A 12,993-nucleotide genomic window follows, 5' to 3' on the forward strand; every position below is an offset into this window, starting at 1 on the left:
ACTATAATGTTTCAAAAAGGTATCAAGACTCTTTTTGCACTTTTTGTTGTTAGTTTCAGTGCTACCTCAAACGCTCAAGATAGCATTTCTATAACAAATGCACCAAAGCACTATATCCTAGGTGATATAGAAGTGTCGGGAAAAGTGAATTACAATTCGCATACAGTGGTTACTTTCGCTGGACTCAGCAAAGGACAATCCATAACAATCCCTGGAGAAGAAATCTCTGATGCTGTAAAAAAACTATGGAAATTAGGTTTCTTTAGCGATATAAATATTTATGAAACTTCTATCGTAGGAGATACCATAAATTTAGAACTAAATTTAAATGAATTACCTCGTTTAAATGAAGTAAAAGTAAAAGGTTTACGCAAAGCCAAAGCAGCAGCAGTACTTAAGGAAAGTAGCTTAATCAAAGGTAAAATTGTCAACGAAAACTTGATTACCACTACGCGTAACTATGTTTTAAATAAATATAAAAAAGACGGTTTTTACAACACCAAAGTTAACATCAACACCATTCCAGATTCTACCGGAAACAAGGTAGACATGGTACTAAATGTTGACCGCGGAAGTAAGGTTAAGGTTTCTAAAATCAAATTTCATGGCAACGAAAAATTAACCGATGCCAACCTTAAAAAGGCGATGAAAGAAACCAAAGAACGAAGCCCATTTAATCCGATGAGAATCTTTAAATCTTCTAAATTTATCAAAGATAAATACAAAGAAGATTTGGGTAAAATTGTCGATAAATACAAAGAAAATGGTTATCGTGACGCTCGTATCACTATGGATACTACCGTCTACAATCCAAAGACCAATCGTATTGCTATTGACATGAATATTGAAGAAGGAAGAAAATACTACTTTGGAAATATTCGATATCTAGGAAATACAGCCTATACCAATTCTCAATTAAATAGAATTTTAGGAATTGAAAAAGGCGAGGTTTACAACGGTACTTTATTGCAAAAGCGAATTGAAGACAAATCAAGTCCAGATGCTTTTGACATCACCAATCAATATCAAAACAACGGTTATTTATTTTCAAGAATCAATCCTGTTGAAGTTAGAACAGCTAACGACACCATCGATTTTGAAATTAGAATTATCGAAGGACCTATAGCGAAGTTCAGTAATATCACAGTAAGTGGTAATGAAAAGACACACGATCACGTTATCTATAGAGAATTAAGAACTCGTCCGGGACAGACTTGGAGCAAGGCAACTGTTATGGAAACCATGAGACGTCTGGGCGCGTTACAAATTTTTGATGCTCAAGCAATCAATCCAGATATCAAAAATGCCGATCCAAATGCAGGAACAGTAGATGTTGACTGGCAAGTAGTTGAAAAAGGAGCGAGTCAGATTGAATTACAGGGAGGTTATGGCGGTGGAGGATTTATCGGAACCTTAGGTCTATCGTTCAATAATTTTTCTGTCAGAAATATTTTCAACAAAGAAGCCTATAAACCATTCCCAATGGGTGATGGTCAAAAGATGGCCCTTCGTTTACAGGGAAGTTCTTATTACCAAACTTATAGTTTGAGTTTTTCAGAACCTTGGTTAGGAGGTAAAAAACCGATCAGTTTCTATGGTTCTATTGCATACAGTAAGCAATTTTTATACAATTACAATACTAGAGATGTAAACCGTAGTCAAAGTTTTAATATCACAACCGTATCGGTAGGTCTTGGAAAACAATTGGCTGCACCGGATGACTATTTTACCTTGTACAATACGTTGAGTTTTCAGTATTACGACTTAAACAACTACCGTACTGGTTTATTTACTTTTGGAGATGGATCGTCGAGAAACTTTACCTACACCGTAGAGTTAAAAAGAGATAATAGAGGTATGGACCCTATTTTCCCTACTTTCGGTTCAGAATTTAGTGTTAGTGGTAAGTTTACACCACCTTACTCTTTATTCAACAAAATCGATTATGCCAAATTAAAAGACCAAGAGGAATACAAAGTAAAAACTACTGAAGCTATGAAAGCACCAAACGGTGCGGATATACCAATAGGATCGTATTTAAATGAAAAAGGAGAGCCTGTAGCTAATTATCAAGATGCAGCTCCAAATCAAGAAAAGATTGACCAAAAGAAATTCAATTGGTTAGAGTATTACAAAATCAAATTCAAAGGAGATTGGTATACTACACTTTACGGAAAATTAGTTTTGCGTACTGTTGGAGAATTTGGATTTCTTGGAGCCTATAATCAAAACAGAGGTTTGGTTCCCTTTGAGCGTTTTTACTTAGGAGGAGATGGGATGGCCAACTTTTCAATGGATGGTAGAGAAATTGTGCAATTGAGAGGGTATGAGAATCAAACACTTACTCCTGTAAATCAATATGGTGAAGCAATTGGGGGGACAGTATACAATAAATTCGCCCTAGAATTACGTTATCCTATTACGCTAAAGCCAAGTGCCTCAGTATTCTTATTAACTTTTGCTGAAGCAGGAGCGAATTTCGATACATTTAAGAACTATAATCCGTTTAAGATGCAGCGTTCTGCCGGACTAGGAGTAAGAGTATTTATGCCGATGTTTGGAATGTTAGGATTTGATTATGGATACGGATTTGATGCAGTACCAGGAACAACTCAGAAAAGTGGTTGGCAACCTCACTTTATCTTAGGACAACAGTTTTAGTTTATTTAAAAATATAACTAAACCCATCATATAACTATGAAATTATTATTTGCTTCAATTGCGACTGTTTTAACTTCTATGAGCGTTTTTGCTCAGGGAGCTAGTGTACGTGTAGCCTATATTGACATGGAATACATACTCAAAAAAACTCCTGAATATATTGAAGCAAATAATCAATTAGAAGAAAAAGCTGCTATTTGGAAAAAAGAAGTGGACAGCAAAAAAGCAGAAATAAAGAAAATAAAAGACAATCTAAGTGCCGAAAGAACCTTATTGACCCGAGAACTAATTGAGGAGCGTGAGGAAAACATCTCGCTTTTGGAAAATGAATTATTGGAATTTCAACAAAAAAAATTTGGTGCTAAAGGTGATTTAATCACTCAGAAAATCATGCTGGTAAAACCTATACAAGACCAGGTATTTACGGTGATTCAAGAGATTGCAGACGCAAAGAGATTTGACTATGTTTTAGACAAGGGTACCGAATCAACTATGTTGTTTGCAACAAAACGGCACGATATTAGCGAACAGGTTATACAGCGATTAGCTCGTGCTAAGAAAAGGCAAAATATGACCGGTAAAGAGGTGGCTGCTTTAGAAGAGCAAGACAAAGCAAAAGACCAGGACGATTTAAGACGCGAGAGACGGGAGGAACAGGCTTTGAGAAAAAAAGAATTTGAAGACAGTAAGAAGACGCCTACAAAAGAAAATTCGGATGAATCTGAAAAAGAACCGTCCAAATCAAAAGAGGAATTGGCTGCTGAAAATCAAAAACTACTGCAAGAACAACAAAAGAGTGATGCCGAAGCTTTGAAGCAAAAGCAACTCGACTTGGCTGCTCAACGTCAAAAAGAAATTGAAGACCGCAAATCTCAATTGGAGCAAAAGCAACAAGAAATTGCTGAAACCAAACGATTGGCAGACGAACAACGAAAGCGCCTTCAACAGGAACGCTTGAAAGAACTTGAAGAACAGAAGGAAAAACTTGCCGTAGAGAACGAGAAAAAGAAACAATTGTTAGACGATTTAAAGAAACAACGCGAACAAGAAGCTTTAAATGTTGGAGGAAATAAAAACAAGGTTGATATGAATCAACTGGTTGAAGAAAGAAAACAACAACAAGATAAAATACAAAAGGAAATCGCTCGTAAGAAAGAAATCGCTTTAGCTGAAAGAAAAGCTGCGATAGAAGCCACTCGTAAAATACAAGAAGAAAAACGAGAAAGAGCGAAACAACAAAAAGAAGATGCTAAGAAAGCAAGAGAAGAATTGCTTAGAAATAGTGTAAAATAACCCAAAATAAATTATATAATAAAAATCCAAAATCAAGAAAAATGAAAAAAATGAAATCTTTATTAATTGCAGCGGTTGTATTTTTTGGAATCAGTCAAACTAATGTTATGGCTCAATCAAAAACTGCTCATATTGACGTTCAAGAATTAATGGCGCAAATGCCAGATATGAAGAACGCTGATGCTACTCTAAAAAAACTTAGTGAAGGCTACGAGAAGGATTATGGAAATATGATCACGGAGTATCAAGCAAAAATGAAAAAATTTCAAGATGAATCCAACACGGTTAGTGAAGTGATAAATAAAACACGTGTAGAGGAACTTGAAAGTATCGAAGGTAGAATTAAACAGTTTCAAACTACTGCTCAACAAGACCTTCAGAAAAAACAAGTTGATTTAACTAAACCAATCTTTGAGAAAACGAGATTGAGCATTCAAAAAGTAGCTCGTGCTAAAGGATTTGAATATGTATTAGACTCTTCTATCGGTTCTGGAGTTATTATGGCAGACGGACCAAACTTATTGGAAGATGTTAAAAAAGATTTAGGCGTTAAATAATCTAAATCCTTATAAAACTATATAAACTGCCTACTTTTGTGGGCAGTTTTTTTTTATATTTGTTTATGGACAACACAAAACCAATCGGGTTATTTGATTCTGGAATCGGAGGAACTACCATTTGCAAAGAAGTCAACCTGTTACTTCCCTACGAAAACACTATTTACTTAGCAGATAGCAAAAACGCACCTTACGGCCAACGTACCAAAGAGCAGATTATAGCCTTATCCATCAAAAATATCGATTACCTAATCAGCCAACACTGCAAACTAATTATTGTTGCCTGTAATACTGCGACAACAAATGCTATAAGTGAATTACGAGCCAAATACAGCCTTCCAATCATTGGAATAGAACCAGCAGTCAAACCAGCTACAATACTAACTAAAACAGCTGTTATTGGCGTACTAGCGACTAAAGGAACATTAACTAGTGAGCTGTTTTCCAATACCGTTAAAAAGTATTCCGATATCGTGATCGTTGAGCAAATTGGATATGACCTTGTAAAACTCATAGAAGAAGGCAAAATCAACGATCCTGAAATGGACTACCTACTCCAACAATACTTAGAACCTATGGTTATAAAAGGCATGGATACCTTAGTGTTAGGTTGTACCCACTACCCCTATTTAATTTCTAAGATTAAAAAATTAATACCCGAACATATTAACATTATCGATTCTGGAGCCGCTGTTGCCAAACACACCCGTAAAGTCTTGGAAGAGAATAATCTTTTAAACACTGGCAAAACAATAGGCAAACGACTCTTTTATACTAATAAAGAGGTTGAAATATTAAGGCTATTTGTCGAAGACAAATCTTCGGTACACTATTTAGATTTCTAATCCATACGCAAAGCATAACCAGCCCTGTGCCCCCAAACTTCTGTCGGCACGACTTCAGAGAACGGGAATAGTCACAAAACAAAACGAGGCGGTCTTTATAAGACTGCCTCGTTTTGTTTTATCTCAATACGGATTTAAGCGAAGTGACTAGCTAGTTCTTCAGAACTATTTAAACCAACTGGAATACATGACGTAATTATTCGATATACGGTCTATTTCTCCTGCGAAATTGGATTCGTCGATGTCTTTGACCTTTTTAGCCGGCACCCCTGCGTAAATCGCCCCAGATTCAACTATAGTATTTTGCGTTACTACAGCACCCGCAGCTATAATCGTATTACTATGCACTATACAATTATCCATAACAATAGCCCCCATACCGATCAAAACATTGTCGTGAATGGTACAACCGTGAACTATAGCATTGTGCCCAATCGACACATTATTACCGATTACTGTTGGATGTTTTTGATAGGTACAGTGAACCACAGCACCGTCTTGAATATTGACTTTGTTACCTATTTGAATAAAATTGACATCTCCTCTTAAAACGGCATTAAACCAAATACTACAATTCTCGCCCATACGAACATCACCGACAACGGTCGCATTTTCGGCTATATAGCAATCTACTCCTATTTGCGGAGCAATCCCATTCACTGCTTTTATTATCATGATATATTATAAATTAAAAAATCCCGATAAATATCGGGATTTTTATAAGAATTAAAAATTAACTGCTGGACAATTACAATCGTATTTACTCGGTTTACAAAAGAGATTAATCCCTAAAGTTAACTGATGAAAACCACCATTACCAAATTTTACATCGCCCGTTAAGTGTGTATAGGTATAAGCCAACATAAAGTTCTTATAGTTTATACCCACTATTGGAGTAATGTATTGCATACGTTGCGTAGCAACACTTTCCTTTTTAATATATTCCGCTCCTTCTAAATTTCTACGGTAAGAAACCCCACCCCAAACTTGTCCGAAGTTTAATTTTTGATAAACCTTCATATTGATATCAAACGCTTTTTCGCGAGTATCCTCAGTGTATTGAATCATAAAAGACGGTTCCCAGCTAAAGCCACTTCTGCTTTCAGTACCGAACATATAACCGGCAGACCACAAATACTTTCTCATATTATCGCTTTCAATATCAGAATACATATCGCGTTTACTCGCAATAGCATTCTTAACAGTGAAATGAGTATAAAACTCAAAATATTGGTATGAAGCACCAAAATCCACGTTAAAGTAAGAATCTTTCTGTTCCATACCACCAGTAATAAGCGGATCAAATCCACCAAACTTCGTTTGATCGAGGGTCGTTTGTACCATACCAGCACTCATACCAAAAGACAACATATTCAAATCATAGTAAGATCTTGAAAATTGGATATGATGTGCATAGGATAATTTACCACCAATTTGAGAATGGTAACCATTCCTGTCGTTAAAGGCAATTACTCCAATACCTGACTGCTCCCCCACTTTGGTGTTGAAACTCAAAGTTTGTAAAGCTGGTGCATCATCCTGTCCAGACCATTGTTGTCTGGCCGTTAATCTTAACTTACCGCAATTAGCTGCACCTGCCATAGACGGGTGAATCAAGTAGTAGTTGTCAGAGAGGTAGTCTGAATAGACAGACATCCCCTCTTGAGCAACACTAAATTGTGATATTATCAATGCTAATGCTAAATAGCGTTTCTTAAAAATCTTCATAAACTAATTATCTTTTTAATGAGAAATGACCTTTAAATTCTCTACGATTACCTTGGAGATCGTTATACTCTACTGTAAACCAATAATCCGTAGAAGGCACTGGTCTTCCTCCAAAAGTTCCATCCCATCCTTCTCCTGCAGGACTTACTTGTTTTAGCAATTTCCCAAATCTGTCAAAGATATAAATCTTAGCATCTGGTTGAGAAATCAATCCTTTAATGTTCCAAGTGTCGTTATGACCGTCACCGTTAGGAGTAAAGAATTTAGGATAATTCATAACAGAAACTAATTTAGAAACTGCACAAGCACCAGTTAATCTATCGCGTACCCATACTAAATGTTCACCTGCAGTAACGTCATAAAACACATTAGAATTTTGATAAACACCTTCGTCTAATGCAAACTCATAAACTCCCGGAGGTGTATTTCTGTCTAACACATTAACTACTATTGTTTGTTTTCCATCTTCTGACATTTCATCTCTATTACCTACCGTCTCATCAATGGTTACAGAGAACGGAGCAATTTTAGTAACAACAACAGTAATTACATTAAACGAATCACATCCTGTTACTTTATCGGTAGTACTTACGGTATAAGTACCTGGTGTCTTAGCGTTATAGTACGATAAATTTGCCCCTGCAATAATTCCACCATTCAACCTCCAAATAAAGTTATATAATTTAGAATCCAACCTCGTATCAATTAAGAATCCTGTAACTTCTTTAGAATTTAAATCCTCACAGATATAACCACCTGCTATAGGCAGTAATTCTGGACGTTTATGAACGATCACTTGAAACTGAACGTTTGCTTCACAAAACAACTCTGGATTTATATAACGAACAACAGCTATAATCGTCTGTGGACTGCTCGTGTTAATAAACTGTGTCGGATCAGCTATAGGTCTATTGTTTAAGAAATCTTGTTCTGAAGCAAAATAAACCACTCTAAGTTGATTCGCTGGTATATTTTGTGTACCAATGATATCAGCATCATTCACCGTCAAATCTATTCTAGTGAAACCATCATTTACAGGTACCACATCGTTATCGTCACAATAGATTAATGGCGATGTTTTAATATCAAAAGCAAATACCGCTTCTTCGACTTTAAGTCTTAAAGGAGCTACATAGAAACATCCGGTTTTCTTATTGACTAATCGAACCCAAATCGTTTCTTCTCCTTCTACCATATTCGTGTATATCAAGGCCATAGGAACAGCTATACCCTCATCAGCTAGAACACGAGTATGATAATAGAATATATCAAAATCATTGGCGTTTCTACCATTTAAAATCTCTCCATATTTATCTTTAAGATTGAAAGTATAGAAACCATCCGTCTTTTCTTCACAACCCATTAATGGTCTTAAAGGGTTTACAAATGGAACTGGGTTTACAATCAATTTTAGAGGAACAATTACAAAACAAGTATTCGCTCCAATCGTTGGTTGATTAGAAACTCTAATCCAAATTGTTCTGCTTACACTTACATATGCCTCTGGAAAATCAATTTTGCCAGCTTCGTCACCTGCAATTGCCTCTATTTCACTAGTATAATAATCTAACACTAAATTATTATCATGATTTTTAATATCCGCATCAGCTAAATGCAAGTCAAACCTACCTCTACCTCGACCCGCTTCACCTTCACAAACTTCTAGAGCTGCTGGAGTTAAATTAGGCTCTGGAAGTGGTGTTACTTTAACAGTTAGCGATACCATACTCTTACATCCTTCTCTGTTCGTAACTACTACCCAAAAAGTCTGTGGATTACTAATATTTGTATATCCATCTGGATTAGGTATGGCGTTGTTACCTCTTTCTGCATCATCTCTATTTAAGAAATATTTGAAATCGGTACCAAAGATTAACCCTCCCCCTAGAATTTGTAACTCACGTTGAGTCAAATCAAATACATGTCTACCGTTGTTTGGCAATGTTTCTTGACAAACAACAATCTGATTAGGTTGTACCAAAGGAAGTGGATTACTAATTTTAATAACAAAACTTCCAATCGCGTAACATTTAGTATCTACATTCTGTACTCTAACCCAAATTGTTTGTGGATTAACCGTATTTCTAAATGCGGTTGGGCCCGTGATACTTCTCGTAAGACCAATTTGTGCATCCGCTTCAGTCAAGTAATAACTCACTACTAAACTACCTGGGTCGTTTAGCGTTTGAGCAGCCAAGATTACTGGTGTCTTAACTGTTAAGTCAAAAATTCCGCGATCTGGTGTTCCTATTGCTGTACACTGTACAATATCGTCTAATCGTATCGGCATAATTGGTGCCGCTGTAACTACAAGATATAACGGTTTCACAACAAAACATCCCGTTGCAAAATTATTTGCTCTTACCCAAACCACTGGATTAATAGGGTTTAAGTTGTTATATTCTTGTGGATTTGGAATTCTATTTACTCTTAAGCCCTCTATAGCATTAGCTTGAGTTTCATAAAAATGAATATCCAAACCAGGAATTCCATTTTGTAAACCTTCTACTAATGAAAGTAAGTCAAAAGTACCTTGTCCATTTGCACTAGAATTACAAATAGCAACACGCGTAGTAGGAATATTTAATACCGGTAATGCAACCACTGCCAAATTCATCGGCTTAATAACTACACAACCAGATACTGTGCTTTGAACACGTACATAAATCGTTTGGTTATAAGCTACAATATTTTGGTAATTCGCAGGTAAATTCCCCGTATTATTTGCTGCATTATTTTGGTTTGCGTGGAAACTAACTAACAATCCCAATTGTCCATTGGTAATTGATGCTATTCTGTCGCTTAGATTAAATACTGCAAATCCATCACCTTCTTCACCATCACAAATGGTATAGTTAGCTATCGGTTGAATCACTGGCCCAAGAACAGATCTTAAACTGATGAAAACTACCGAATAACAACCTGTATTAATATCTTCAACTCTTACATATACAACAGCTGCAACAGCATTTGAAAAAGAAACAGGTGTATCTATAGGTAAAACCCCATTCTCGGCATGTGCTTGTTGTACGTGAAATGTAACCTGGTAATTAGCAGGATTTAATCCATTTAATATTTCTGGTATTTTTGTAGTTAAGTCATAAATCACTTCTCTTCCCAATACGTCAACACAACTTGAAAGTGGTGTAGGTTGTGCAATAACAGGTCCTTGAGTTACTCTCAATTTTACCGGTACCACTTCGAAACAAGTCGAGCGTGCAAAAGCAACTCTGGCATAAATCATTTCCTCAACAGGTCTGTTATTATTATACGGACTAGCTAAAGGTCTTAAATTTTGGCTTGCATCAGCACTCGAAATATGGTATGTAATTACCAAATCTGGAGTCATTGCTCTACCCAATATTTGTGTAGAAATTGCATCTAAAACAAATGTTCCAATACCGTCGTTATTAGCATCACAATAATCAATAACTAAACCTTGATTTAAAGCTGGTAAATTCTCAATGCGCAATTCTAATGGTCCTACATTATAGCAACCGGTTGTTGTATTTAAAGCACGTACCCAAATAATTGTCGGTCCAGAAATAAAGGTATCCGGCAGTGCAGTTAATGGATTTCCAAGTTCTGCTTCTAATTGGTTGCGGTAATACGATATTTCAACATTCGCAAGACCACCTGACAAAGCAAGATTATTTAGTGGCAGATAAAAACTAGCCAAATCTTTTTCAGGAGTAATTGGGCAACCAATTGTTGGTCCTACCGGGAAAACAGTCGGTTTTGGCGCGATGACCAATCTAAAATTTGTTGTAGCAAATTCTGTTGGTATTGCTTCATTTTGAACTCTTACATAAATAACTTGTCCGTTTGTACCCGGATAAGCCAATGTCAGTTGATCAATGATAGGACGCTGATTGTTTAACGCATCGTTTTGCGTTAAGTGATAAGTAACTTTATATCCAGGTGTATTATTAAATACTCTTGGCGTCTGCAAGGTTAAATTAAACACATTATCAACAGCATTTACAGATTCACAAATCTGAAGTGCTGGTAAAGGGTTTAGATTTAAGTCACAGTTATTAACAATCAATTTAAACGTTTCTATTAATGCACATGGTGTAACAACACCTATTTGATCCACTCTAACCCAAATTTGCTTTGGACCATCTGCGATATTAATTGTTTGTGCAAAAGGAATCGTATTAAGATTATTGGCTACCGCATCAGCTTCAGCACCGTAATATTTAAAGGTAAACTGATTGCTTACTGTTAAAGACGATTCTACATCACGCAAATCAAAAGTTGCGTTACCGATATTGTCTTTACATTGATTTAAATCGATTGGTGTTCCTAAAATAACTGGACCGACTACTTCTACAGTAATACTGTCAGTAAAGGCACAATCAAAATCATCAACCAATTCATAAGTATAGGTATAAGTACCCGGTGCACTAGGTCTAACCGTAGCATTACCTGTTGTACCTTGATTAACTAATCCTTCTGCTGGAAGCCATCTTTTAATATCTGCAACAGGAGTAAAAGATAAATCAGCTGGAGCTTGCTCATCGGAAAACTCTACCGACCACCAGAAAATATATCCGTCGTCTTGTGCTAAATTATCACGAATAAAAAGCGTCCAATTCCCATTTATAGGACTACCTATTAAGGCATCAAAGTTATTATCTATCGGTAAATAATCTCCCGGAATATAAGTTCGTCCTGGTGAATTAATGTTAGTAGGTTCGGTTTGTCCACCTGCAATCGTCGTAGCACCAGCCTCTGTAAAACAATAGGTCGATCCCAATCCTGGCCCCGAAACTAAATCATCGATAGGGTGTCCAAAAAAGTTACCTCCACCAGCTGGTCTAAACAACCAAGTAATCGCACCATTTGGTGCTTGTATCCACATATCCAAATCCCCCGTAAACGAATGCTCTAAATTAATACATATTTTAAAATCTCTCATGTGCTCTTCCTCCAAAACCTGATCTGCACAGTATTCATCTACTTTTATTGAAGTATTATATACTCTACCTAATCCATCGGGTAACCACGTAGTTCCTGCTAATGGAGGAGTGGGTACAAAAGGAAAAGCAATCATTTCCGGAGCAGCGGTCAGCTGAATATCTTCTCCTAAACAATATACTAGTTTATCGGAGGCTAAATTAAAATCTACATCTTTTGTCGTTGAAACCAAAACCGTAACTGTTGCTACTTGATCGGAACGACAGCCTGTGGGGTCTTCTATAATAAGACTTACTCTATAAGCACCCGGTTCATCGTAGGATGTTGCTACGCGTTGCCCTAAGCCACGAGTACCGTTTTTAAAATCCCACATGTATTTTGCTCCCTCCGCTGTTTCAGAGAATTCAGCTGCTCCAGTAAAAAAGATTTCTTCACCAACACAAATCTTTACAGTACCATAATCTTCCTCACATACTTTTCCCAGTGCAGGATTAGCATCCGGCGAGGTTTGTACAATTCGCGGTACCATTATTTGACAAGGCGGCGCACAAGTAATTCTAGCAGAAAAACCTGGAGCGGTATTGGTGTCATCTGAAGTAAACACTAAGGTAAGACAACCGGTAGCACCATCACCTATTAAGGCAGATACCGTACCCGGCGAATTGGTCCCGGTAAAAGGATCGAGTCCTATTTGCTGACCTCCTGTACCAATTCCATCAAAAATTGTAAGGAAATCGGCGTTATTTTCAAGTAAAAAGGTTGTGAAATCTAACCTAACGAAAGCACCGTCAACATCCGGACAGATAGTCATCGTAATGTTTTCGTCATTAGAGTAGTTTCCATTAAACCCTCCAGAATCGTATACGATTCCCGAACAAGTTCGAATGACCCGATTCTCCATCAGATAAGGAGTATTATCCTCCCCTCCCTGTGCAAAGGAAAACAATGAAGTAAATATTAAAAATAAAAATATTATTTGTTTCATC

General features: G+C 36.7%; 7 protein-coding genes. 4 read left to right on the forward strand and 3 right to left on the reverse strand.

The window, feature by feature from the left end; all coding sequences use genetic code 11:
- Positions 1 to 6 precede the first annotated feature (6 nt).
- From KO524_RS03385 to murI, 4 genes are all read left to right on the forward strand, one after another.
- Positions 7 to 2,661, forward strand: a complete 2,655-nt coding sequence (locus tag KO524_RS03385) for an outer membrane protein assembly factor (RefSeq protein WP_219290050.1) — start codon at positions 7 to 9, stop codon at positions 2,659 to 2,661.
- A 36-nt stretch (positions 2,662 to 2,697) separates the two neighbouring features.
- Complete coding sequence (locus KO524_RS03390; protein ID WP_219290067.1) at positions 2,698 to 3,954, forward strand: OmpH family outer membrane protein; 1,257 nt, start codon at positions 2,698 to 2,700, stop codon at positions 3,952 to 3,954.
- Between the two features lie 41 nt (positions 3,955 to 3,995).
- Complete coding sequence (locus KO524_RS03395; RefSeq protein WP_219290069.1) at positions 3,996 to 4,511, forward strand: OmpH family outer membrane protein; 516 nt, start codon at positions 3,996 to 3,998, stop codon at positions 4,509 to 4,511.
- 65 nt (positions 4,512 to 4,576) lie between these two features.
- Positions 4,577 to 5,356, forward strand: coding sequence for a glutamate racemase (gene murI, locus KO524_RS03400; protein WP_219290072.1), 780 nt, complete (start codon positions 4,577 to 4,579; stop codon positions 5,354 to 5,356).
- Between the two features lie 165 nt (positions 5,357 to 5,521).
- On the opposite strand, the gene KO524_RS03405 is transcribed toward murI, so the two are convergent.
- Genes KO524_RS03405 through KO524_RS03415 form a run of 3 tightly spaced genes read right to left on the reverse strand, consistent with a single transcriptional unit; the run spans position 5,522 to position 12,992 of the window.
- On the reverse strand, positions 5,522 to 6,031 hold the full coding sequence (locus KO524_RS03405) for a gamma carbonic anhydrase family protein (protein ID WP_219290089.1): 510 nt from the start codon (positions 6,029 to 6,031) through the stop codon (positions 5,522 to 5,524).
- Positions 6,032 to 6,082: 51 nt separating this feature from the next.
- The gene (locus tag KO524_RS03410; RefSeq protein WP_219290092.1) at positions 6,083 to 7,084 is read right to left on the reverse strand and encodes a type IX secretion system membrane protein PorP/SprF; all 1,002 of its coding nucleotides are present in this window, start codon (positions 7,082 to 7,084) and stop codon (positions 6,083 to 6,085) included.
- A gap of 7 nt (positions 7,085 to 7,091) precedes the next feature.
- Positions 7,092 to 12,992: a T9SS type B sorting domain-containing protein gene (locus KO524_RS03415; protein ID WP_219290095.1), complete on the reverse strand. Its 5,901-nt coding sequence runs from the start codon at positions 12,990 to 12,992 to the stop codon at positions 7,092 to 7,094.
- Between the last annotated feature and the right edge of the window lies 1 nt (position 12,993).

Source organism: Flavobacterium sp. NKUCC04_CG (assembly GCF_019345525.1).
Classification (GTDB): domain Bacteria; phylum Bacteroidota; class Bacteroidia; order Flavobacteriales; family Flavobacteriaceae; genus Flavobacterium.

Coding starts and splice junctions, on each gene's coding strand:
- KO524_RS03385 (WP_219290050.1), top strand. CDS start 7: ATGTTTCAAAAAGGTATCAAGACTCTTTTTGCACTTTTTGTTGTTAGT.
- KO524_RS03410 (WP_219290092.1), bottom strand. CDS start 7,084: ATGAAGATTTTTAAGAAACGCTATTTAGCATTAGCATTGATAATATCA.
- KO524_RS03405 (WP_219290089.1), bottom strand. CDS start 6,031: ATGATAATAAAAGCAGTGAATGGGATTGCTCCGCAAATAGGAGTAGAT.
- KO524_RS03395 (WP_219290069.1), top strand. CDS start 3,996: ATGAAAAAAATGAAATCTTTATTAATTGCAGCGGTTGTATTTTTTGGA.
- KO524_RS03390 (WP_219290067.1), top strand. CDS start 2,698: ATGAAATTATTATTTGCTTCAATTGCGACTGTTTTAACTTCTATGAGC.
- KO524_RS03415 (WP_219290095.1), bottom strand. CDS start 12,992: ATGAAACAAATAATATTTTTATTTTTAATATTTACTTCATTGTTTTCC.
- murI (WP_219290072.1), top strand. CDS start 4,577: ATGGACAACACAAAACCAATCGGGTTATTTGATTCTGGAATCGGAGGA.